The organism is Actinacidiphila sp. bgisy167 (genome assembly GCF_057707665.1).
Window position 1 is genome coordinate 67,135 of sequence record NZ_JBYIQP010000013.1, and the last position, 22,921, is coordinate 90,055.

At 74.1% G+C, this 22,921-nt stretch carries 18 protein-coding genes; 6 read left to right on the forward strand and 12 right to left on the reverse strand.

Annotated elements, in window-relative coordinates:
• Positions 1–41: 41 nt before the first annotated feature.
• The gene (locus AC3ET4_RS07825) at positions 42–629 is read right to left on the reverse strand and encodes a M48 metallopeptidase family protein (RefSeq protein WP_431947344.1); all 588 of its coding nucleotides are present in this window, start codon (positions 627–629) and stop codon (positions 42–44) included.
• Between the two features lie 380 nt (positions 630–1,009).
• Here AC3ET4_RS07825 and AC3ET4_RS07830 point away from each other — a divergent pair, with 380 nt between their 5' ends.
• Both AC3ET4_RS07830 and AC3ET4_RS07835 read left to right on the forward strand, forming a co-directional pair.
• Positions 1,010–2,149: a TOMM precursor leader peptide-binding protein gene (locus AC3ET4_RS07830; RefSeq protein WP_431947418.1), complete on the forward strand. Its 1,140-nt coding sequence runs from the start codon at positions 1,010–1,012 to the stop codon at positions 2,147–2,149.
• A 79-nt stretch (positions 2,150–2,228) separates the two neighbouring features.
• Positions 2,229–3,599, forward strand: coding sequence for an ABC1 kinase family protein (locus AC3ET4_RS07835; RefSeq protein WP_431947346.1), 1,371 nt, complete (start codon positions 2,229–2,231; stop codon positions 3,597–3,599).
• 52 nt (positions 3,600–3,651) lie between these two features.
• On the opposite strand, the gene AC3ET4_RS07840 is transcribed toward AC3ET4_RS07835, so the two are convergent.
• The 5 genes from AC3ET4_RS07840 to AC3ET4_RS07860 form a co-directional block, all read right to left on the reverse strand.
• Positions 3,652–3,852 carry a hypothetical protein gene (locus AC3ET4_RS07840; RefSeq protein WP_431947348.1) on the reverse strand — a complete coding sequence of 67 codons (201 nt, stop codon included), beginning with the start codon at positions 3,850–3,852 and terminating at the stop codon, positions 3,652–3,654.
• A gap of 74 nt (positions 3,853–3,926) precedes the next feature.
• Entirely contained in the window at positions 3,927–4,238 is a 312-nt protein-coding gene (locus AC3ET4_RS07845) for a hypothetical protein (RefSeq protein WP_431947350.1), read from the reverse strand.
• On the reverse strand, positions 4,235–4,654 hold the full coding sequence (locus AC3ET4_RS07850; protein WP_431947352.1) for a WhiB family transcriptional regulator: 420 nt from the start codon (positions 4,652–4,654) through the stop codon (positions 4,235–4,237). Before AC3ET4_RS07850 ends, AC3ET4_RS07845 begins: the two co-directional genes overlap by 4 nt.
• 85 nt (positions 4,655–4,739) lie before the next feature.
• Complete coding sequence (locus AC3ET4_RS07855) at positions 4,740–5,018, reverse strand: hypothetical protein (RefSeq protein ID WP_431947354.1); 279 nt, start codon at positions 5,016–5,018, stop codon at positions 4,740–4,742.
• 152 nt (positions 5,019–5,170) lie between these two features.
• Positions 5,171–7,405 carry an ATP-dependent DNA helicase UvrD2 gene (locus tag AC3ET4_RS07860; protein ID WP_431947356.1) on the reverse strand — a complete coding sequence of 745 codons (2,235 nt, stop codon included), beginning with the start codon at positions 7,403–7,405 and terminating at the stop codon, positions 5,171–5,173.
• Positions 7,406–7,559: 154 nt separating this feature from the next.
• On the opposite strand from AC3ET4_RS07860, the gene AC3ET4_RS07865 reads away from it, so the two are divergent.
• The gene (locus tag AC3ET4_RS07865) at positions 7,560–7,817 is read left to right on the forward strand and encodes a mycoredoxin (protein ID WP_431947358.1); all 258 of its coding nucleotides are present in this window, start codon (positions 7,560–7,562) and stop codon (positions 7,815–7,817) included.
• A 62-nt stretch (positions 7,818–7,879) separates the two neighbouring features.
• On the opposite strand, the gene nudC is transcribed toward AC3ET4_RS07865, so the two are convergent.
• The 3 genes from nudC to AC3ET4_RS07880 form a co-directional block, all read right to left on the reverse strand.
• A complete protein-coding gene (gene nudC / locus AC3ET4_RS07870; RefSeq protein WP_431947420.1) occupies positions 7,880–8,815 on the reverse strand; it encodes an NAD(+) diphosphatase in 936 nt (311 codons plus the stop codon).
• A gap of 61 nt (positions 8,816–8,876) precedes the next feature.
• A complete protein-coding gene (locus tag AC3ET4_RS07875; RefSeq protein ID WP_431947360.1) occupies positions 8,877–10,265 on the reverse strand; it encodes a M20/M25/M40 family metallo-hydrolase in 1,389 nt (462 codons plus the stop codon).
• 10 nt (positions 10,266–10,275) lie between these two features.
• The gene (locus tag AC3ET4_RS07880; RefSeq protein WP_431947362.1) at positions 10,276–13,833 is read right to left on the reverse strand and encodes an ATP-dependent helicase; all 3,558 of its coding nucleotides are present in this window, start codon (positions 13,831–13,833) and stop codon (positions 10,276–10,278) included.
• Between the two features lie 112 nt (positions 13,834–13,945).
• On the opposite strand from AC3ET4_RS07880, the gene AC3ET4_RS07885 reads away from it, so the two are divergent.
• Positions 13,946–14,224, forward strand: coding sequence for a type II toxin-antitoxin system Phd/YefM family antitoxin (locus tag AC3ET4_RS07885; RefSeq protein WP_431947364.1), 279 nt, complete (start codon positions 13,946–13,948; stop codon positions 14,222–14,224).
• Positions 14,221–14,625 (forward strand): type II toxin-antitoxin system VapC family toxin, encoded by a 405-nt coding sequence (locus AC3ET4_RS07890; RefSeq protein WP_431947366.1) that lies wholly within the window; start codon positions 14,221–14,223, stop codon positions 14,623–14,625. Before AC3ET4_RS07885 ends, AC3ET4_RS07890 begins: the two co-directional genes overlap by 4 nt.
• 10 nt (positions 14,626–14,635) lie before the next feature.
• On the opposite strand, the gene AC3ET4_RS07895 is transcribed toward AC3ET4_RS07890, so the two are convergent.
• A complete protein-coding gene (locus tag AC3ET4_RS07895) occupies positions 14,636–17,980 on the reverse strand; it encodes an ATP-dependent helicase (RefSeq protein WP_431947368.1) in 3,345 nt (1,114 codons plus the stop codon).
• Between the two features lie 252 nt (positions 17,981–18,232).
• Entirely contained in the window at positions 18,233–18,628 is a 396-nt protein-coding gene (locus AC3ET4_RS07900) for an MGMT family protein (protein WP_431947370.1), read from the reverse strand.
• A gap of 329 nt (positions 18,629–18,957) precedes the next feature.
• Here AC3ET4_RS07900 and AC3ET4_RS07905 point away from each other — a divergent pair, with 329 nt between their 5' ends.
• A complete protein-coding gene (locus AC3ET4_RS07905; RefSeq protein WP_431947372.1) occupies positions 18,958–21,735 on the forward strand; it encodes a lysylphosphatidylglycerol synthase transmembrane domain-containing protein in 2,778 nt (925 codons plus the stop codon).
• 121 nt (positions 21,736–21,856) lie between these two features.
• Here AC3ET4_RS07905 and AC3ET4_RS07910 read toward each other — a convergent pair whose 3' ends face one another.
• On the reverse strand, positions 21,857–22,909 hold the full coding sequence (locus AC3ET4_RS07910; RefSeq protein WP_431947374.1) for an ATP-dependent DNA ligase: 1,053 nt from the start codon (positions 22,907–22,909) through the stop codon (positions 21,857–21,859).
• Positions 22,910–22,921 lie beyond the last annotated feature (12 nt).

Genomic DNA, 22,921 nt, shown 5'->3' on the forward strand with positions numbered 1-22,921 from the left:
TTGCTGCGTTGCGCCAGGCTAACTGCTGGCGCAGAACGGGGCTATTCCCCCGGCTGATCCTCACTCGCCGTGGGCGGGTGCGGCAGCCGGGCCGCGGCGACGACGCCCTCCAGGTACCCGCGCGCACGCTCGGTGCGCGGGTAGGACTCCAGCAGCTTCCAGAAGTCCGGTCCATGGCCGGGCACCAGGAGGTGGGTGAGTTCGTGAAGGAGGACGTAGTCGACGACGTACTCGGGCATGCCCTGCAACCGGTGGGACAGGCGGATGCTGCCCTCGGCCGGCGTGCACGAGCCCCAGCGGGAGTTCTGGTTGGTCACCCATCGCACCGTCCGCGGCCGCGCGCGGCCGGCGAGGTACTGCGCGGACAGTTGCTCCGCCCGGGCGGTCAGCTCGTCGTCGCCGAGCCGGCGGCGGCTCTCCTGGGCGGCGAGCTTGTCGAGCATGACCGTCACCCACCGCTTCTCCTCGGCGGCGGACATCCGGGCGGGGATGAGGACCACGGTGACGTCGCCCTCGCGGTACGCCGAGACCGTCCGGCGCCGTCGGGAGCTTCGGCGTACTTCGACGGCGCCGGTCCGGGGGGAGCGCGAGGGCTGGCCGGAAAGGCTCTGGGCGGGGTCGGCGGACACGCCCCGACGTTACCCGCACCAGGTCCGGGAAGTCCCGTCCCCCGGGATGCCGGGTGAGAAAGGAAACAGCGGGGCACTGCTGGAGAGCCCGGAAAACCGCAGGTGGCGGGCAAACCCCGCGGAAGGCGACGGGGGCCGGCGTGGAGCAGGCCGGGAGGAGGCGGGGAAGACCTGGAAGGACTCGGAAAGCCCGGGAAAGCTAGGGAAAGCCCGGGAACGCCCCCGAAAGACCCGGAAAGTACCGGACGCCGGTCATATCGAATGACTGTCCACAGCACCTGTGGATAACTTTCCGGGCCGGTTCGGGGGTTCAGGGCATGCTGGTCCTGTACGGAGTCGGAACAGTCTCTCGATCGGGAGCCGAGCCCACGGGGGTGGCGATGCGTCCCATGCTCAAAGCGGCGATGCGCCGCAGTTGGCGCAGCCGGGAAAGCCTGCAATTCGGCGTCGACCCGGCACACGCGGTGGTCCTGGACCCGGTGGACGGCGCGGCCGCCGCCTTCCTCGACCTGCTCGACGGCACACGCGGGCTCGGCCCGCTCGCCCGCGAGGCCGAGTCGCTGGGGCTGCGGCCCCCGCAGGCCCGGCGACTGCTCGGACTGCTGGCCGACGGCGGTGTGCTCGACGACGCGACGGCGCATGCCGAACTGTCCGAGACGATACGGCACCACTCCGCCGCGCTGGACCGGCTCCGCCCCGACCTCGCGGCGCTGTCCGTGGTGCACTCCGACCCCGGCGGCGCAGCGGACCGGATGAGCAGGCGGCGGGCCGCCCGGGTGCGGGTGGCCGGGGCCGGCCGGGTCGGCGCGACGGTGGCGGCGGTGCTGTCCGCGGCGGGCGTCGGCAAGGTCGACGTGCACGACGGCGGCCGGGTCGAGCCCTGGGACACCGCGCCGGGCGGCATCCCCGCCGAGCACATCGGCGAGCGCCGGGACGCGGCGGCGCGCGGCCTCGTGCGCAGAGCGGCGCCCGATCCCCGGGCGGCGGCGGTGGGCCGGCGGGGGCCGTCCGCCGTGCCGGAGTCCGGGCTGTCCCTGGTGGTGCTCGCGCCGCGGGACGGCCTGGCCGCCTACGCTCCCGATCCGCAGGGAGCCGCCCCGCTGATGGCCGCCGGGATCCCCCATCTGTACACGGGGGTGATGGAGGGCCGGGGAGTGGTGGGACCTCTGGTGGTCCCGGGCAGCACGGGGTGCGCGGGATGCCTGGCGCAGCGGATGGCGGACGCCGACGCGGCCTGGCCCCGAGTGCTGGCGCAGTTGCGGTCCGGGCGGGGCGGGGTCCCGGCCTGCGACGTCGCGCTGGCCACCGCGGTCGCGGGGCTCGCCGCGGCACATGCCCTGGCCTTCGTGGACGGCGGCCGGCCGCCGAGTTGCGGCGGGCGGGTCGAGATGGGACTCGCCCGGCTGACGACGGAGCTGCGGCCCGTTCCGGGCGACCGCAGGTGCGGCTGCGGGGCGCGCACCGGGGGCGCCGCGGGTGATGCGGGTGATGCGGGTAGCGGGGTGACCGACGACGCCTGAGGTTTGTGACACCGGCGATCCCGCGGTCCGGGAGAGGCGGGGGACAATGACGAGGTGACCGAACGGAAAGAGGGGGCGCATGTCTGATCTTCCGCGCAAAGCGATGACCCGTACCGCCAAGCTGGCGGCGCTCCCGCTGGGATTCGCCGGGAGAGCGACGCTGGGGCTGGGCAAGCGGCTCGGCGGGCGCCCCGCGGAAGAGGTCGCCGGCGAACTGCAGGCGCAGACGGCCGAACAGCTTTTCAAGGTCCTCGGGGAGCTGAAGGGCGGGGCCATGAAGTTCGGCCAGGCCCTGTCGGTCTTCGAGGCCGCCCTGCCCGAGGAGGTCGCCGGCCCCTACCGCGCCGCCCTCACCCGACTGCAGGACGCGGCGCCGCCGATGCCCGCCCGCACCGTGCACGCCGTGCTGGCCGAGCGTCTCGGCGCGGACTGGCACGAGTTCTTCATCGAGTTCGAGGACGTGCCGGCGGCGGCGGCCTCGATCGGGCAGGTGCACCGGGCCGTGTGGCACGACGGCCGCACGGTCGCGGTGAAGGTCCAGTACCCCGGCGCCGGGGAGGCCCTGCTGTCGGACCTCACACAACTCGGCCGGGTGGCGAAGCTGTTCGGGCCGCTGATTCCCGGCATGGACGTCAAGCCCTTGATCTCGGAGCTCCGCGACCGGGTCGCGGAGGAGCTGGACTACGAGCTGGAGGCCCAGGCCCAGCACACCCACGCGGTGGAGTTCGCCGACGACCCGGACGTGGTGGTGCCGAACGTGGTGCACCGCACAGACCAGGTGCTGGTCACCGAGTGGATGGACGGGGTGCCGCTGGCGGAGGTGATCGCGCGGGGCACGGCGGAGATGCGCGACCGCGCGGGTCAGTTGCTGGCGCACTTCCTCTTCGCCGGACCGGCCCGCACCGGGCTGCTGCACGCCGATCCGCACCCGGGCAACTTCCGGCTGCTGATCGACGACGGCCCGGCGCAGGGCTGGCGGCTGGGCGTGCTGGACTTCGGCACGGTGGACCGCCTCCCGGGGGGCCTGCCGCTGCCGATAGGGACGGCGCTGCGCCTGGCGCTGGCCGACGACGCGGATTCGGTGCACGCCTTGCTCTGCCAGGAGGGCTTCGTCAAGCCCACGGTCGCACTCGACCCGGACGCCGTGCTGGACTACCTGCGGCCGATCATCGAGCCGGCGGCCGTGGAGGAGTTCACCTTCGCTCGCGGCTGGATGCGCTCGCAGGCGGCGCGGATCGCCGACCCGCGCTCACCTGCGTACCAGCTGGGCAAGCAGCTCAATCTGCCGCCCTCGTACCTGCTCATCCACCGGGTGACGCTCAGCACCATCGGGGTGCTGTGCCAGCTGGCGGCCACGGTGAGGCTCCGGGAAGAGCTGCTCGAATGGCTGCCGGGCTTCGCAGAGGAGGGCCTGGTCCCACTGGCCGAGGCAGAGGACGCCTCGGCCTGAGGGGCAGCCGGGGGCGGGGGCAGGGAGCGGCTCTACCGCCAGGAGGGGTCCCTCACCACCAGGAGGAGTCCAGTCTGCCCTCGATGCTGCGGATGTGGGTGCGGGCGCAGTCGTCGCAGAAGTACACGCGGCTGCCGTTCTCGACGGAGCAGGTCCAGGTGAGGGGAAGTCCGTTGGCAACGGCCCCGCAGCGGGCGCACGCGGTCGTCTCGGGAGCAGTCCCGACCCGTTCGGATTGCGTCTTCTGGTCCACTTCGCGACGATACCGCGGGGCCGGTCGAAATCGACCGGCCCCGCGGCCTGTGTGTCGTCGCCGATCTTCCGGCGCTACTGCATCACGGCCGTCGCCAGCGCCCGGCGGGCGCGCAGCGAGGCACGTTCGGCGCGGCGCTGGAGGCGCCGGGCCCTGACCATGCGGAGGGCTGTTCGTTCGTGCTCCGCCTCGTAGAGGCGTTCTTGCATATGGGCACGGGCCAGGGCTTCTGGCATGAGTTGCATTTCGAGGTTCCTGTTCTGGCGGTCAGCGGGGGCGTCGGAGGGCCGGGCGGGGCGTTCGGTGGCGGACGGGGTCATCGGGGCCTGCTTCTTGGGGTCGTGCGTGAGGGGATGGTCGATCGTTCCGACAGTTGGGCGCTTCATGCCACAACCGCGTTCTTGCGCGGACGGCCACGGGGACGCTTGCGCGGGACGACGACGCCCTGCACGAAGAGCTCGCCACCCCAGACACCCCAGGGCTCACGGCGGTCCTTGGCACCGGCGAGGCAGGCCTCGCGGACCGGGCAGGTCTGGCACAGCGACTTGGCGTACTCCACGTCGGCCGGGGACTCGGCGAAGAAGACCTCCGGGTCGTAGGTACGGCAGGGGACGGGGACGCCGAGGCGGTCGATCTCGTCGTCGAGTTCGGTGAGGGGCAGCAAGGGGGCCTCCGGGGCAGGGTCGGGCGGAGCGGCGCGGAGCGCCTCGTCACCAGAGCGGTGGTGGATGACAGGCGGGCGTGCTGGGGCGGGTACGGACGGTGCGTGCGAGGTGAGATGCACGATCGCTTCGTTCCTCATCTGCTTGTCGGGGGTGGGAAAACAGAAGGGCCGCGGATCCCGGTCTGGGATTCCGCGGCCCTGAAGGCGCCGGCCTGATCGTCGATCAGGCTGGATCACTCCAGGGTTCGAGCCCGCGGAAGGCCCACTTCAGGTGCTGCTGCTTCTGGTTTCCGGCACCATTGGTCGCCGCAATGGCATAGGCCTGGGCTTCTGCCACCACTGCCGCCGCCGGTGCCTGCGTCGGTCGCTCGCCACCGCGCTCCCGGATGGAGAGGACGGTGGTGGGCAGACCGCCGGACAGACCGGTGCCACGGAACGAGGCACCAAGGAAGCAGGCGGCGACGACCGGGCGATCGGTCATTTTCGTCATGAAGCTGATCATTGGTCTCGCCTCCTCTCGGCGTCTCGTAGGGCGGGTCTGGCAGGTGGTGCCGGGTCAGTACATCACGGATGACACCGCTCCGGGAAGGTCCTTCACGAAGCCGCGTCGTTCGCGCTCACGCAGGCTATGGGGATTTCCATGGGGCGCGCAAACTATTTTCCGACCTCTTCCGCAACAGCTTCACCACCGGCCTCGTCCCCGGGTTCGCCGCCGTCCTCACCGCCGGGCTCGCGCCCCGCGCACAGGGCGAGGACGTCGGCACCGAACTTGTCCATTTTGCGGGCTCCGACTCCGGAGATGACGGACAATTCCCCCTCGGTGGTGGGCCGCACCTCGGCGATCGCCAGCAGCGTCTTGTCGGTGAAGACGCAGTAAGCCGGCTGGCCCAGTGCCTTCGCCTGCTCCACCCGCCATTCACGCAGCCGCTCGTACAGCGCCTCGTCCAGGTCGGAGGGGCAGTCCTCGCAGCGCATCAGCTTGATCTCGCCCGCGTCGGACAGGGTGCGGCCGCACACGCGGCACTGCACCGGGCCGCGCCGCTTCCTGCCGCCCGAGCCGCGCTCCACGCCGCCCGTGGCGGCCGAACGCCCCCCCGCGGCGCCCCGGGCCGCCGAGCCCGGCCGCAGCCCGTTCAGGAAGCGCGAGGGCCGCCTGCCGCCGCGGCCACCGGGCGACCGTGACAGCGCCCACGACAGGGCGATGTGGAACCGGGCGCGGGTCACGCCGACGTAGAGCAGCCGGCGCTCCTCCTCGACCTGCTCGTCGGTCTTGGCGTAGGTGATCGGCATCGTGCCCTCGGTCAGTCCGACCAGGAACACCGCGTCCCACTCCAGGCCCTTGGCGGCGTGCAGTGAGGCGAGGGTGACGCCCTCGACCGTCGGGGCGTGCTGCGCGCCCGCCCGCTCGTCGAGCTCGGCGACGAAGTCCGCGAGCGTGGCCTGCGGCCGGGCGCGGGCGAAGTCCTCGGCCAGCCGCACCAGGGCGGCCAGCGACTCCCAGCGGTCGCGGACGGCGCCCGATCCGGCCGGGGCCTCGGGGGACCAGCCGCGGGTGCCGAGCACCGCCCGGACATGGGCGGGCAGGTCCGCGTCGTCCAGGCCCGGGTCCGAGCCGCCGCCGGCCCGGGCGGCGCCACGCAGCAGCATCCCGGCCTCGCGGACCTCGGGGCGCTCGAAGAAGCGCTCGGCGCCGCGCAGCTGGTACGGCACGCCGGCGTCGGCAAGGGCCTGCTCGTAGACCTCGGACTGGGCGTTCACCCGGTACAGCACGGCGATCTCGCTGGGCCGCACGCCCTCGTCGATCAGCTCGCGGATCCGCCGGGCGGTGCCCTCGGCCTCGGCGGGCTCGTCCGCGTACTCGGTGTAGACCGGCTCGGGTCCGGCCTCGCGCTGCGATACCAGCTCGAGTCGGTGCTGGGCTGCCTGGCCGCGCGCCTGGGACAGCAGGCCGTTGGCCAGGTGTACCACCTGGGGGGTGGAGCGGTAGTCGCGGACCAGCTTCACCACTGTGGCCTGCGAGTGCCGGCTGCGGAACCCGAGCAGGAACTCCGGGGTGGCGCCGGTGAAGGAGTAGATGGTCTGCGAGGCGTCGCCGACGACGCAGACGCTGTCCCGGCCGCCGAGCCAGAGGTCCAGCAGGCGCTGCTGCAGCGGGCTGACGTCCTGGTACTCGTCGACGACGAAGTGCTGGTACTGGGAGCGGACGGCGTCGGCGACGTCAGGCCGGTCTTCCAGGACGCCGACGGTCAGCAGCAGCACGTCCTCGAAGTCGATGGCGCCGCGGTCGCGCTTGAGCTGCTCGTACGTCGTGTAGACCCGGGCGATCTCGGCGGGGTCGCGCGGCACGTCCCGGGCGGCCTTGGCGGCGGCGGCCGGATAGTCCTCGGGCGCCGTCTGGGTGACCTTGGCCCACTCGATCTCGGCGGTGACGTCGCGCAGCTCACCCCGGTCCAGCCGGATGCGGGAGCGGGCCCCGGCCTCCGCGACGAGCTGGATCTTGCGCTCGAGCAGCCGCGGCATGTCGCCGCCGACGGCACGCGGCCAGAAGTACTGCAGCTGGCGCAGCGCCGCGGAGTGGAAGGTGCGCGCCTGCACGCCGCCCGCGCCGAGCTGCCGCAGCCGCCCGCGCATCTCCCCGGCCGCTCGGGCGGTGAAGGTGACCGCGAGCACACTGGCCGGCTGGAGTATCCCGGCGCGCACCCCGTACGCGATCCGGTGGGTGATCGCGCGCGTCTTGCCCGTGCCGGCTCCCGCCAGCACGCACACCGGGCCGTGCAGCGCGGTGGCGACCGCGCGCTGTTCCGGGTCGAGCCCGTCGAGCACGGCGTCCGCCGACTCCGGGACGGCCGGGAACTCCGGGAAGAGCGGGGTGGGGGTCGGTGCAGTCACCCTGCCATGCTGCCATCTCCCCGAGGACGGCCCCGCGAAGTTGTCCACAGCTGAGGTGTGATGGTCACACCGCGAACGATTGCAAGGAATGCCACGGCGAGGGGTTAGCGTTCACGGGATCGACGTCATCCCCAGCCTTGAAGGAGCGAACACGATGTCCGGCACTGTGACGATGTACAGCACCACGTGGTGCGGATACTGCCGCCGCCTGAAGGGGCAGATGGACCGTGAGGGCATCGCCTACACGGAGGTCAACATCGAGCACGACCCGGACTCGGCGAAGTTCGTCGAGAGCGTCAACGGCGGCAACCAGCTCGTCCCGACGCTCCTGGTGTCGCCCAAGAGCGGCGCCGAGGCAGTCGCACTCAGCAACCCCAGTCTGGCCCAGGTCAAGCAGGCCCTCGCGGGCTGAGACCGGTCCGCCCCGGCTGTGCGCACGCGCGGCCGGGGCGGACGACGCGGCGGGCGGCGCGCTCAGCGACGGGCCGGCAGCGGCATCCCGTACCAGCGCTCGATCAGCCGCGCCGCGATGGAGATCCCGTACGGCGGCAGCACCTCGCCGGTCTCCATCGCCTTGCGGTACTCCTCGCGGGAGAACCAGCGCGCCTCGTGCAGTTCCTCGCCGTCCACGGTGATCTCCGCCGACGTGGCCCGCGCCATGAAGCCCAGCATCAGGCTCGAGGGGAACGGCCAGGGCTGGCTGGAGACATAGGACACCTCGCCGACCGCCACCCCCGCCTCCTCGGCGACCTCGCGCACCACGGCCTGCTCGAGGGACTCCCCCGGCTCCACGAAGCCCGCGAGCGTCGAGAAGCGCCCCTCGGGCCAGTGCACCTGGCGGCCCAGCAGCGCCCGGTCCTCCTCGTCGGTGACCAGCATGATCACCGCGGGGTCGGTGCGCGGGTAGTGCTCCGCCCCGCAGGCCGGGCAGCGGCGGATGTGGCCCGCGGCCGCCACCACGGTGCGTTCCCCGCAGCGCGAGCAGAAGCGGTGCATGCGCTGCCAGTTCTCCAGCGCGACCGCGTGCACCATGAGGCCCGCGTGGCGGTCCGACAGCAGGACGCCGGCCTCCCGGAGCCCGGCCGGGCGGGCCGCGTCGTCCAGGCGTCCGGGCAGCGAGTCCTTCTGCAGCGCGAAATAGCGCACCCCCGCCTCGTCGATGCCGAGGAAATAGCGGTGCACCTCGCTCTCCGGCGCCTCGAAGCTCGGCATCATGACGAGCTCGGCATGGCCGTCCGGGGTGTCCTCGATCAGGACCTGGCCCCCGGAGACCACGAACACCCGCGTCGTCGGGTGGCTCCAGGCGGCCGCCAGCCACGCCTCGTCGAGCCGGTGCTCGGCGGCGCGGTCCACGCCCGACGAGCGGGCGAGGGGCGGGGGGAAGGCGGTCGCGTCGAAAGTGGTACCGATTCCGGACGTGTCGGACAAGATTGCTGTCAACTCCCCGTAGCGCGCGGATGGAGGCGGATGCTTACAGAGCCGTGAACTCGCTCCAGAGGTACGCGGACGTCTCCACGCCCTTGAGCAGAAGGTCGATCTCCACCTTCTCGTTCACCGAGTGCCAACCGTCGGACGGCACGGAAATTCCCAGGAACAGGACGGGAACATCGAGCACGTCCTGCAGGTCGGCCGCCGGGCCCGAGCCGCCCTCGCGGGTGTAGAGGACCTCCTTGCCGAAGGCCCGGCCCATCGCCCGCGTCACCGCACGCAGCGCGGGGTGGTCCAACGGCGTCAGACAGGGGCGGGTGGCTCCCCAGAAGGTGATCTCGTGCCGGACACCGGCCGGGACGCGGTCGGCGACCCAGTCGGCGACCAGCCGCCGTACCCGTTCGGTGTCCTGCCCGGCCACCAGCCGGAAGGACAGCTTCACCTGGGCCGAGGACGGCACGATCGTCTTGCCGCCCGGGCCCTGGTAGCCGCCGCCGATGCCGTTCACCTCGGCGGTCGGACGGGCCCAGACCCGCTCCAGGGTCGAGTAGCCGGCCTCGCCGCTCGTCGCGTACGACATGGCCGTGCGCAGCCAGCGCTCCTCGTCGAAGGGGAGGCGCGCGAACAGCGCGCGCTCGCGGTCGGTGAGCTCGACCACGCCGTCGTAGAAACCGGGGATCGCCACGCGGCCGTCCGCGTCGTGCAGCGCCGCGGCGAGCCGGGCCGCCTCGGTCGCCGGGTTGGGGACGGAGCCGCCGAAGGAGCCGGAGTGGATGTCCTGGTCGGGGCCGTACAGGTCGATCTGGCAGTCGACCAGGCCCCGCATGCCGGTGCACACGGTGGGGGTGTCCTCGTCCCACATGCCGGTGTCCGAGACGATCACGGTGTCGCAGGCCAGCCGCCCGGCGCGGGCGCGCACGAGGTCGGCGAAGTGCGGGGAGCCGGACTCCTCCTCGCCCTCGATCAGCAGCTTCAGGTGCACCGCCGGCGCGGTGCGGCCGGTGGCGGCCAGGTGGGCGCGGACGCCGAGTGTGTGGAAGAACACCTGCCCCTTGTCGTCGGCGGCGCCCCGCCCGTACATCCGGCCGTCATGGATCCGGGGCTCGAAGGGCTCGCCGTCCCAGCCGTCCTCGAGCGCGGCGGGCTGCACGTCGTGGTGGCCGTAGACCAGTACCGTCGGCGCGTCCGCGGTGTCGGAGGGCCACTCGGCGAAGACCGCGGGAGCGCCGGGGGTCTCCCACACCTCGGCCACCGGGAAACCGGTCTCCTTGAGCTTCGCCGCCAGCCACTCGGCGCTGCGCCGTACGTCGGCGGCGCGTTCCGGATCGGCCGAGACCGAGGGGATGCGCAGCCACTCGGCGAGGTCGCCGAGGAAGGTCTCACGATGGGCCGCGACGTACGTGCGGACGGCGCTGTCCGGGGTGGTGCTCATGGCCTCGAGCCTAGCGGCCGCCGAAGGGTCCCCCGGCGGCGGCCTCAGGAGCGGTCCTGGGCCCTGCACCCGATCCGGGTGGTGATCCGGGTGCCGGCCCTTGCTCCGGTCCCGGCTCCGGCTCCTGCCCCGGCTCCGGCTCACCGAGCAGCAGGCGCTCCAACGCGGCCCGGTCGGGCAGCGGCTCCGGCCGAACCACCTCTCCCGTCCGAACGTGCAGGAAGGCTGCCGTGACCTGCGACAGCGGCACTCCGCGCTGCTCGGCCCAGGCGAGTCGGTAGACCGCGAGCTGCAGGGGGTCGGCGGTGCCGGACCGCCCGGTCTTCCAGTCGACGATCTCGTAGCCGTCGCCCTCCCGGTACACCGCGTCGATCCGGCCCCGGATCACCCGTCCGGCCAGGGCGAGCTGGAACGGCGCCTCGACGCGGTAGGGAGTGCGCTCGGCGTACGGGGTCCTCAGGAACGCCTCCTTCAGCGCGGCGAGGTCGCGTTCGTCGGCGATCTCGTCGTCGCCCTCGATGCCGGGCAGCTCCTCGGGGGGGATCAGCGGCAGTTCCTCGAAGCGGGACTCCACCCAGGCGTGGAAGCGGGTGCCGCGCCGGGCCGCGGGCCGCGGCGGGCGGGGCATGGGCCGGGCGAGTTCACGGGCGAAGCCGTCGGGGTCGGCGGCCAACCGCAGCAGCGCGGAGGCGCTGAGCGTGGTGGGCAGCGGGACGTCGCGTACCACCGCGCGGGAGCGGAGGAGCTCCTCGGTGAGGGCGTCGAGGTCCCGGTCCCAGGACGCGACGGCGCGGGCCTCCTCGGGGAGCAGTGGCTCCTTGCCGTGCCCGTGCCGGGGCGCGGGCGGGGGCACGGCCGGCGGTGCGTCGAGGTCGTGCGGGCCGGGCTGCCCGGGGATGGCGGGCCGGTCGGCGGGCCGGTCCTCCCACTCGCCGGGGTCGCCCGCGCCGTACGGCCCCTCGTAAGGATCGCCGTACGGGTCGCCGGCGTCGTGGTCGCCGTACCCGTCGTAGGCCTCGTCGTACGGCGGCGGCTCCTCCTCGTCCTCGGGGGGCGGCGGCCAGTCCGGGTCCGGCACGGCGGCCGCCGGCGGGGCCGCCGGGGCGCTCAGCTGGGCCAGCACGCTGCGGGCTGCCTCGCGGCGCCGGGCCATGGCCGCCGGGTCCAGGGGCAGCGGCCACGGTGTCTCGCCCGTACGCGCCAGAGCCGGGTTGCCGGCATCGGGAGCGGGCTCGTCGGCCCAGTGCTCGACCTCGCCGTGGCCGGCCTCGCAGTGCGCGCGCAGCGCCTCGAGGAAGGCGGACGGGCCGAAGGGCCGCTTCTGGTTGGGTCCCCACCAGTGGCCGGAGCCGAGCAGCAGGGAGCGCGGCCGGGTGAAGGTGACGTAGCCGAGCCGGAGCTCCTCGATCCGGTTGTGCTCGGCCATGGCCGCCTTGAAGTCCGCCAGCCCCGCCCGCGACCACTCCTCCAGGTCGGGCAGGGTGGCCGCGTCACCGCGCAGCGCATGCGGCAGCACCTTGGCGTTGAAGTGCCACGACTCGCGGCCCCGCTCACTCGGAAAGCCCTTGCGCACCAGCCCGGGAACGGCGACGACGTCCCACTCCAGACCCTTGGACTTGTGCGCCGTGAGCACCTTCACCGTGTTCTCGCCGCCGGGCAGCGAGCTGTCCAGGCCCTTCTCGTACTGCGCCGCCGTGCGCAGGAACCCGAGGAAGGCCAGCAGCGTGGCCTCTCCGTCCAGGGAGGCGAAGCCGGCCGCGACGTCCAGGAAGGCGTGCAGGGTCTCCCGGCGGCGCGCGGCCAGTGCGTGCGGGGAGGCGGAGAGTTCGACCTCCAGGCCGGTGACGGCGAGCACCCGGTGCAGGACGTCCATGAGCGGGTCGGCCAGGGCGCGGCGCAGTTCGCGTATCTCGGTGGCGAGGCGCGCGAAGCGCACCCGGGCCTCGGCCGAGAAGGGCAGGCGGTCCTCGGGCTCACCGTCGACGAAGGTCTCCAGGGCGTCGGCGAGCGAGATCACCTCGGCCGGGTCCACGCCCTCCACGGCGGCGGCCAGCCGGTCCGCTGTGTCGCCCCGGCCCGGCACCAGCAGCCGCGCCCGCCGCCCGAGCAGGGCCAGGTCGCGCGGCCCGATCCGCCAGCGCGGCCCCGTGAGCAGCCGCACGAGGGCGGCGTTGGCCGTCGGGTCCTGCAGCACCTCGCAGACCGCGACCAGGTCGGCGACCTCGGGGAGGTGCAGCAGCCCGGACAGGCCGACCACCTCCACCGGCACGTCGCGCGCGACGAGCGCCGCATGGATGTCGGCGAAGTGGCCGGCGGCCCGGCACAGCACGGCGATCTCACCGGGTGCGGTGCCCGTGCGGACCAGGTGTGCGATGGAATCGGCGATCCAGGCGATCTCCTCATGCTGGGTGGGCAGCAACGCGCAGCGCACCCCGCCGTCCCGTTCGGCGCCGGGCGCGGGCCGCAGGGCCTCAACGCCCTCGTGCCGCTCGCGCAGCTCGGCGGCGAGGCCGTTGGCGAGGTCGAGCAGGCGGCCGCCGCTGCGCCGGTTCTCCGACAAAGACTGGCGCCGGGCCGGTGTCCCGTCGGCGTGCGAAAAGTGCAGCGGGAAGTCGTCGAGGTTGGCCACCGAGGCGCCGCGCCAACCGTAGATGGCCTGGCAGGGGTCGCCGACCGCGGTCACCGGATGGCCGGTGCCGTCCCCGAACAGCGCGGAGAGCAGCAGGCCCTGCGCCACGGAGGTGTCCTGGTACTCGTCGAGCAGCACCACGGCGTACTGCTCGCGCAGGATGCGGCCGACCTCGGGGCGGGTGCGGGCCAGGGTCGCGGACAGGGCGATCTGGTCGCCGAAGTCGAGCAGGTCGCGCTGCTTCTTCTCGGCGCGGTACGCCGCGGCGAGCCCGGTCAGGTCGATGCGGGCGCGGGCCGTCTCGGGGAGCCTGCGCAGATCCGCGTTGGTCAGCCGGACGCCCTCGAGGTCGGCGAGCCACTCCCGGTCGTACGCGAGCAGCCGCTCGGGCGGCACCAGATGCTCCGCCAGCTCGCCCTCCAGCGCCAGGAGGTCGCTCACAAGGCCGGGGACGCCCTTGGTGAGCGCCGGGAAGGGACCGGGCGCGGCCCGCAGGACGCGCGCCGCCAGCTGGTAGCGCGTCGCGTCGGCGAGCAGACGCGCGGTCGGCTCCAGCCCGATGCGCAGCCCGTGCTCCTTGAGCAGCTGCCCGGCGAAGGCGTGGTATGTGGAGATCCGCGGCTCGCCCGGCGCGTGGTCGGGGTCCGCCGGGTCCGGGTCGGTCACACCGGCCCGGACGAGGGCCTTGCGCACGCGCTCGGACAGCTCCCCGGCCGCCTTGTTGGTGAACGTCAGGCCCAGCACCTGCTCGGGCGCGACCTGCCCGGTGCCGACCAGCCACACCACCCGGGCCGCCATGACCGTCGTCTTCCCGGAACCGGCGCCGGCCACGATCACCTGCGGGGCGAGCGGCGCGGTGACGCACGCCAGCTGCTCCGGGGTGAAGGGGATGCCGAGCAGCTCCTTGAGCTGTTCGGGGCCGGTGATGCGGGAGGACACAAAGGGGAGGCTATCGGGCACCACCGACAGCGGGCCGAGCCGCACCCGGTCCACCGGGGTCAGGGCGTATTCCTCCCTACCGGCGTAGAACAGCAGGTTCTACGCCGGGCCCATGGAGCGCATCCCGGTACGCGAACTGAACCAGAACACCAGTGCCGTGCTCGCACGCGTCCAGCACGGTGAAACCTTGGAGGTGACCGTGAGCGGAACCCCCGTGGCCCGTCTCGTGCCCATCTCGCGCGGCCAGTCCGTGCTGGACCGCATGGTCGCCGAGGGACGCGCCACCCCGCCCGTGGCCTCGGGTCCGGTGCCGGTGCCGCCCGTTCTCGACGACCCGGGGATCGACACGGCGGCCGCACTCGTCGCCCTGCGCGACGAGGAGCGCTGGTGATCTACCTGGACTCGGCGGCGATCGTGAAGATGGTCCGCCGGGAGCAGGGCACTCGGGAGTTGGTCGCCTGGCTGAACGACCGCCCGGACGAGCCTTTGGTGTCGTCGTCGCTCGTCGAGGTGGAGGTGCCGCGCGCCTTGCGTCGATCGGCCCCGCAGGCACTCGCCGGGGTCCCCGGGGTGATCACCCGGCTCTACCGGTTCGAGATCGACGCCGCCGTCCGCGCCACGGCTTCCGCTTACGGCGATCCGCTGCTCCGCTCTCTCGGCTCGGTCCTGGCGACCGCACAGCTCCTCGCGGGCCAGGCGGGCGCGGATCCGCTCGTGTTCGTCTCCTACGACCAGCGCCTGCTGCAGGCCGCGCGGGACCTCGGGCTGAGGGCCGAGGCCCCGGGCGGCTGAGACCCCCGCCTCACTCCACCACGTGCCGCCCCTCCGGGCGGGCGCTGCAGGAGGCGCGGAAGGCGCAGTTCTCGCAGTGCCGGCCGGTGGAGGGGGTGAAGCGCTCGTCGAGGACGCGGGCGGCCGCGTCGGCGAGCAGCGCGTCGGCCCAGTCGCCGCTGAGCGCCTCCTGGCGCTGGACGGTGGGCTGGGTGTCGCCGCCGTCGCGGCGGGCGGCGCCGATGCGCAGCTGGACGAGCTCGGCGCCGCCGGGGGCGGGCCGGGTGCCGTGGAAGAGTTCGTCGACGGCGCCCTCGCGGACGGCCAGCTGGTAGACGGCGAGCTGCGCGTGGCTCTCGACCTCGGCGGCCGTGGGTTTGGCCTTCCCGGTCTTGAAGTCCACGACATAGGCGTTGCCGTCGGCGTCCGTCTCGACGCGGTCCATGCTGCCGCGGATCCGGACGGCCACCTCACCCGTCTCCAAGGTGACGTCGAAGCCGTGCTCGGAGGCGACGGCCTGGCGGCCGCGCTCCATGACGTGCCAGCGCAGGAAGCGCTCCAGGGCGGCGCGGGCGTTCTCCTTCTCCTGCTGGGACTTCCACGGCGCGTCGAAGGCCAGCGCGTTCCACACCGAGTCCAGCCGCTCCATGAGCACGTCCAGGTCGGCCGGGGTGCTGCCGGAGGCGACCTCGTCGGCGAGGACGTGCAGGACGTTGCCGAAGCCCTGCGCCGCCGTGGAGGGCGGCTCCGCCTTCACCTCGCGGCCCAGGAACCACTGCAGGGCGCAGCTGTTGGCCAGCTGGTCCAGCGCGCTGCCGGAGAGGGTGACCGGCTGCTCGCGGTCGCGCAGCGGCACCTCGGAGCGGGTCTGCTCGTACAGGCCCCACCAGCGTTCGGGGTGGGCCGCGGGCACCAGCGGCTGACCCGCGTCCTCCAGGGCCGCGAGCCGGGCCAGACGGCGGGCGGCAGCCTCGCGCAGGGCCGGGGAGGCGGTCGGGTCGACGGTCGTGGCGCGCAGCTCGGCCACGAGGGCCGCGACCGACAGCGGACGGCGCGCCCGGTGGGTGACGTCGGCCGGCTCGACGCCGAGTTCGGTGAGGAAGCGGGAGGGCTGGTCGCCGTCGTCGGCGGCGGCCTTCACGGCCGTCACGACGAGGCGCTCGCTGGCCCGGGTGGCCGCGACGTAGAACAGCCGGCGCTCCTCGGCGAGCAGCGCGCCCGGGGTGAGCGGCTCCGCGAGGCCGTCACGTCCGATGCGGTCGGCCTCCAGCAGCGAGCCCCGGCGCCGCAGGTCGGGCCAGAGCCCTTCCTGGACACCGGCGACGACCACGAGCCCCCACTCCAGGCCCTTGGAGCGGTGCGCGGTCATCAGCCGTACGGCGTCGGGGCGGACGGCGTGGCGGGTGAGCACGTCGGCGGCGATGTCCTGGGCGGTCAGCTCCTCCAGGAAGTTCAGCGCGCCGCGGCCCCCGGTGCGCTCCTCGGCCCGGGCGGCGGTGTCGAAGAGCACGCACACCGCGTCCAGGTCCCGGTCGGCGTTGCGTCCTGCCGCGCCACCGCGCGCCGCGGACCGCTCCAGCCGGCCCGGCCAGGGGGTGCCGTCCCACAGCTCCCACAGCGCCTCCTCGGCGGTGCCGCCGGCGGCGAGCAGCTCGCGCCCCCGGCGCAGCAGCCCGCCGAGCCGCTGGGCGCCCCGCGCGTAGGACGGGTCGTGCGCCACCAGCCGCTCGGGCTCCGAGAGCGCCTCGGCGATCAACTCGTCCGACGGCCGCGGTACGGGGACCCCGGCGGCCCTTTCCTCCTCACGCAGGGCGCGGCCCAGACGGCGCAGGTCGGCGGCGTCCATGCCGCCGAGCGGTGAGCCGAGCAGGGTGAGGGCGTCCTCGACCCGCAGGCCCGGCTCCCGACCCTCCCCCGGCTCCCGCGCGTCCCCCGGCTCCCGGCCCTCCCCCGGCTCCCGGGCCTCCCGCAACGCGGCCTCGGCGCAGACCCGCAGGGCGAGCAGGAGCGGGGCGACGGCGGGTTCGTCGCGCAGCGGCAGGTCGTCGCCGTCGATGTCGACGGGCACCCCCGCGGACGTCAGGGCCCGGCGCAGGACGGGCAGCGAGCGGGACCCGGCACGCACCAGGACCGCCATGTCGGACCAGGGGACACCGTCCTCCAGATGGGCCCGGCGCAGGACGTCGGCGATGCCGTCGAGTTCGGCGCCCGGCGTGGGGTAGGTGCGGACGGCGACCGATCCCCCCTCGCGGACCGGCGTGAGCTCGCGGTGGGCGCGCACGGCCGCGGCCGGGAGCCGGGTCAGCGGCATCCGCCGGGTGAGCAGCCGGGTCGCGGCCAGCAGGGCGGCGCCCGAGCGGCGGGACGTGGTGAGGACGCGGACGTCGGCGGGGCGGCCGTCGACGTGCCGGAAGACCTCGGGGAAGCCGAGGATGCCGTTCACGTCGGCGCCGCGGAAGGCGTAGATGGACTGGTCGGGGTCGCCGAAGGCCACCAGGTGGCGGCCGCCGCCGGCGAGCGCCTGGAGCAGCCGCACCTGCGCCGGGTCGGTGTCCTGGTACTCGTCGACGTAGACGGCCTCGTAGGCCGCGGCGAGGTGGCGGGCCACCTCAGGGCGCCCGGCGAGCAGCACCGCGCGGTGCACCAGCTCCGCGTAGTCGACGGCGCCCTGGAGGTCGAGGACGTCCAGGTACTCGGCGAGGAAGCCGGCCGCCGCCGACCAGTCGGGGCGGCCGGTGCGGCCGGCGAACGCGGCCAGGGCGCGCGGGCCGAGACCCAGCTCGCGGGTGCGGGCCAGCACGGCCCGCACCTCGTCGGCGAAGCCGCGGGTCGTCAGCGCCGCGCGGAGCTCGTCCGGCCAGCGCACCCGGGTCCGCCCCTGCCGTTCCAGATGCGCCTGGCCCGCCAGGAGCTCGCGCACGGTCAGGTCCTGCTCGGGGCCGGACAGCAGCCGCAGCGGGTCCGCGAACAGCTCGGGGTCCTGGTGGGCGCGGACGAGGGCGTAGGCGAAGGAGTGGAAGGTGGTGGCCTGCGGTGCGGCCGCGCCGCCCATCCGGGCCGCCATGCGGTCCCGCAGCTCCCCCGCGGCCTTGCGGCTGAAGGTGAGGACGAGGATCCGTTCGGGGTCGGTGCCGCGCCGCACGCGTTCGGCGACGGCCTCGACCAGGGTCGTCGTCTTCCCCGTGCCCGGTCCGGCCAGGACGAGGAGCGGACCGCCGAGGTGCTCAACCACGGCGCGCTGCGCGGCGTCCAGTTCAGGGGGCGTCACCGGTTTCGGAGCGGTCCGTAGCAGCCGGTAGCCGCCGGAAGGCCCGACCGTCCCCCCGGAGCGCCGTGCGGCGGCGTCCGTCGTCTGGCGTGTGGAGGAGGAGGTCACGTGGTTCGCCGGTTCCGTGTGCGTGCGGGTGCGAGTACGAATACGAGTGCGGGAGTGGGAGCCTGTGCCGCCGGTTCCCGGGAAAGGCCAGGAGCCGACGGTACGCCACTGGTCACCGGGGCCGCCGGGCGTCCCCTGCTTCCCGTACGGATGAGGGGGCGGGCGGGCGCGGGGCGCCGTACTCCGACCGGACGGAGGATGGCGTCAACCCGTCCCGGATGGCGGAAGCTGGATGGTGTGAACGTCGGGTCGTCAGCACTCCCCGCCGGGGGGCGGCACGGGATGCGTGCCGTCCCAGCGGGCCCCGCGCATGTCGAGACGGGGTATGCGGCCCTCGGCCGACCGCGGGGCCGGGCGCAGCGGGGTGCCCTCCGCGCGGTAGTGCTCCAGGGCGCGCAGCTCGTGGCCCGCCAGCAGCCCGCCGTCCGCGCGGACCACACGCCACCACGGCACGGCCCCGCCGTACAGCGCCATGACGTGGCCCACCTGCCGGGGGCCGCCCTCCCCCAGCCACTCGGCGACGTCGCCGTACGTCATGACCCGACCGGGCGGGATCCGCTCGGCGACGTCCAGCACGCGCTCCGCGTACGCGGGCAGCTCGGGGACGTCGTCCGGGTCGTACGCGGTGTCCTTGCTCATCCGTCCCATGGTGCCCCACGGCACCGACAGGGGGGTCCGGCGGAGCGCGCGGGGGCGCCCGGAGAGGGGAATTGCCCCCTCCTGCGCCCATGCGCGGGCCGCTCGTGCCACCATCATCCGGGCGGTGACTGGTGATACGAGATCAAAAAGAGACAGCCGGAGAGCACGACGTGAGCGGGAACGGAGCCGCTCACGCGGTACCTGCTGCCTCCAAGGGCCCTGGGGACGACGCCCCGGCGACCCCGGACGAGAACGCCGGGCAGGCCGTGCCCGCGTCCGGGGACGCCCCGCCCGATGAGAGCCGCGCCACATCGGCGGCGTCGGCCGCGGAGCAGGCCATGACCCCTGCGAGGCCCGCGGTCGACAGCCCGGACCGGCCCGGCGGCGCCGAGACCACCGACGGCGCCGAGGGCCTCGCCGACGGGGAGCCCCCCAAGCCCCGCGCGGAGCAGATCGGCGCGACGCAGCCCGGCACCGGGGAGCCCGACGCACCCCGGACCGTGGTGGAGCAACCCGACTCAGCGCAGCCCCCCGGCGGCGAATCCCCGCACACCGACCCGGTCGCGCGGGACGAGCCGCTGCTCCCCGCGCGCGTGCACCGGCCCGTCGACCTCATGCGCTTCCTCTTCGGGCTGCTCGGCATCGCGGTCGTGCTGATGATCGCGGGCTTCGCACACGCGACGACCTCCGGTGTGGAGCAGGACATCGCCGAGGGAGCCACTCACGCGCCCGAGCCGCTGATCACGGTCGCCGGGCTGCTGGCGACCGTGGCGGTGCTGATCGTGCCCGTGGCGTTCGCCGTGGAGCGCCTGATCAAACGGGACGGGCTGCGCATCGCGGACGGCGTGCTGGCCGCGGTCCTGGCCCACGGGGTGTCCCTCGCGACCGACCTGTGGGTGTCGGGCGCGGCGCCGGTGGCGATCCGGGACGCGCTGACCCGCGACGCGCCCGGCGGCGGGATCACCGATCCCGTCCACGGCTACCTGGCCCCGGTGATCGCCTACATGACGGCGGTCGGCATGGCCCGGCGCCCGCGTTGGCGGGTGGCGCTGTGGTTCGTGCTGGTCGTGGACTCCTTCGCGGTGCTCGTGGGCGGCTTCACCACACCGTTCTCGATCATCGTGACGGTGCTCATCGGCTGGACCGTGGCCTACGGCACCCTCTACGGGGTCGGCTCGCCGAACGTACGCCCGACCGGCCAGAACCTGCTCGCCGGCCTGCGCCGGGTGGGCTTCGCCCCGCTGACGGCCGTCCGCGCGGAGGACGAATCCCCCGACGGGCCCGACTCCGACCGGGGCCGCCGCTATCTGGTGACCCTGGAGGACGGCCCGCTGCTGGACGTCACGGTGGTGGACCGCGAGCAGCAGGCGCACGGCTTCTTCTACCGGATGTGGCGCCGCCTCCAGCTGCGCGGGATCACCCAGCGGCGCGGCCTGCAGTCGCTGCGCCAGGCGCTGGAGCAGGAGGCGCTGCTGGCCTACGCGGCCAACGCCGCGGGCGCCAGGGCGCCACGGCTGATCGCCACCTCGGAGCTCGGCCCGGACGCCGTGATGCTGGTCTACGAGCACATGGGCGGCCGCTCGCTGGACGCGCTGTCGGACGAGGAGATCACCGACGATGTGCTGCGCGGCGCCTGGGAGCAGGTGCGGGCGCTGCAGTCGCGGCGGATCGCCCACCGCAGGCTGGTCGGCGAGGCCCTGAAGATCGACCGCTCCGGCAACGTCTTCCTCACCGACCTGCGCGGCGGGGAGATCGCCGCGGGCGACATCGTGCTGCGCATGGACGTGGCGCAGCTGCTCACCACCCTGGCGCTGCGCGTCGGCCCGGAGCGGTCGGTGGCCTCGGCCGTCGCCGTGCTGGGGCCGGACGCCGTCGCCGACTCCCTGCCGCTGCTGCAGCCGATCGCGCTGAGCCGCACCACCCGGGCAGCGCTGAAGCAGCTCGCCAGGGAGCGGGCGCAGCGCGAACGCGAGGCCGTGCTGACCGCCTCCCGGGCGCGGCCGGCGGAGGGGGCGGACGGCGGAGCCGGCGACAAGGAGCCGGGCAAGGAGAGCAAGGCCGAGCGGCGGGCCGAGAAGAAGGCGATCGAGGACGCGCTGGAGGAGTCCCGCGAGGAGGATCTGCTCACCCGGATCCGTCACCAGGTGCTGCTGATCCGCCCGCAGGCGCCGGTGGAGCCGGTGCGGCTGGAACGGGTGCGGCCGCGCACGCTGATCAGCATCATCGCGGGCGCCTTCGCCGCGTACTTCCTGCTCTCCCAGATCAGCAGCATCGACCCGACGACCCTGCTCGGCGAGGCGAACTGGATCTGGGTCATCGTTGCCGCGCTGGCCTCCGCGCTCAGCTACGTCGCGGCCGCGATGGCGCTGTCCGGCTTCGTGCCGGAGAAGCTGTCCTTCGTCCGCACCACGCTGGCGCAGGTCGCCGGCTCCTTCGTGAAGCTGGTGGCGCCCGCCGCGATCGGCGGTGTGGCGCTCAACACGCGCTACCTGCAGAAGTCCGGCGTACGCCCGGGCCTGGCGGTGGCGAGCGTGGGGGCCTCGCAGCTGGTCGGCCTCGGCTCGCACATCAGCCTGCTGCTGGTGTTCGGCTACATCACCGGCACGGAGAAGACGCCCTCGCTGTCGCCGTCCCGGACGGTGATGGCGGGCCTGCTCACGGCCGGTGTGCTCTTCCTGGTCGTCACCGCCGTCCCACCGCTGCGGCGCTTCGTCTCCTCCCGGGTGCGGGCGCTGTTCGCGGGGGTGGTGCCGCGCATGCTGGACGTGCTGCAGCAGCCGATGAAGCTCGTCACCGGCATCGGCGGCACACTGCTGCTGACCTTCGCCTTCGTGCTGTGCCTGGACGCGAGCATCCGCACCTTCCACGGTGAGGTGAACTTCGCGGCGATCGCCGTGGTGTTCCTGGCGGGCAACGCCCTGGGCTCGGCGGCCCCGACACCGGGCGGTCTGGGGGCGGTCGAGGGCGCGCTGATCGCCGGTCTGACCACCATCGGGCACCTGGACTCGGCGACCGCCACCTCGGCGGTACTGCTGTTCCGGGTGCTGACCTTCTGGCTGCCCGTGCTGCCCGGCTGGCTGGCGTTCACCCAGCTCACCCGGCGGCAGGCACTGTGACGCGGGAGCCCGCGCGGGCTCCCGCCCCGGCCTCCTCGCGGCCCTCCGCGCGGCCCCGCGGACAGGGCGGGGCCGGCGGCGGGCCTGCCCGTACGCGTCCCGAGCCCCGGGCAGGCGCGGCTCAGCGCAGGATGTCCGCGAGCTCGTAGCCGACCGGCTCCTCCAACTGCGCGTAGGTGCAGTCGGCGGGGTCGCGGTCGGGGCGCCAGCGGCGGAACTGGGCGGTGTGCCGGAAGCGGTCGCCCTGCATGTGGTCGTAGGCGACCTCCACGACCCGCTCGGGCCGCAGGGGGATCCAGGAGAGGTTCTTCCCGGCGCTCCAGCGGCTCTGGGCGCCGGGCATGCGGCCCCCGGGCTCGGCCTCCGCCCAGTCCGCCCAGGGGTGGCCCTCGGCGGATTCCGTACGCAGCGGCTCCAGCTCCCCGACCAGTTCCTCGCGGCGGCGCATGGAGAAGGACGCGCACACGCCGACGTGCTGGAGGCGGCCGCGGGCGTCGTGCAGGCCGAGCAGCAGCGAGCCCACGACGGGACCGGACTTGTGCCAGCGGAAGCCGGCGAGCACGCAGTCGGCGGTGCGTTCGTGCTTCACCTTGAGCATGACGCGCTCGTCGGGGCGGTAGCCGAGGTCCGGCGGTTTGGCGACGACGCCGTCCAGTCCCGCGCCCTCGTACTGGTCGAACCACCGCCGCGCGAGCTCGACGTCGGTGGTGGCGGGCGCCACGTGCACCGGGGCCCGTGCCCGCCCCAGCGCGTCGACCAGGGCCTGGCGGCGCCATGTCTGCGGGTCCGCCATCAGGGAGCGGTCGCCGAGCGCCAGCAGGTCGAAGGCGACGAGGGAGGCGGGGGTGCGCTCGGCGAGCTGCCGCACCCGGGAGTCGGCGGGGTGGATGCGTTCCAGCAGCGCGTCGAAGTCGAGCCGGCCCTCCCGGGCGACGACGATCTCCCCGTCGACGACGGCACGCGGCGGCAGTTCGGCGCGGACCGCCTCGACGACCTCGGGGAAGTAGCGGGTGAGGGTCTTGCCGGTGCGGCTGCCGATCTCGACCTCGGCGCCGTCCCGGAAGACGATGGCGCGGAACCCGTCCCATTTGCCCTCGTACAGCATGCCGGGCGGGATCGCGGCGGCGGACTTGGCGAGCATCGGCTTCACGGGCGGCATCACCGGGAGGTCCATGCCGCGATTGTC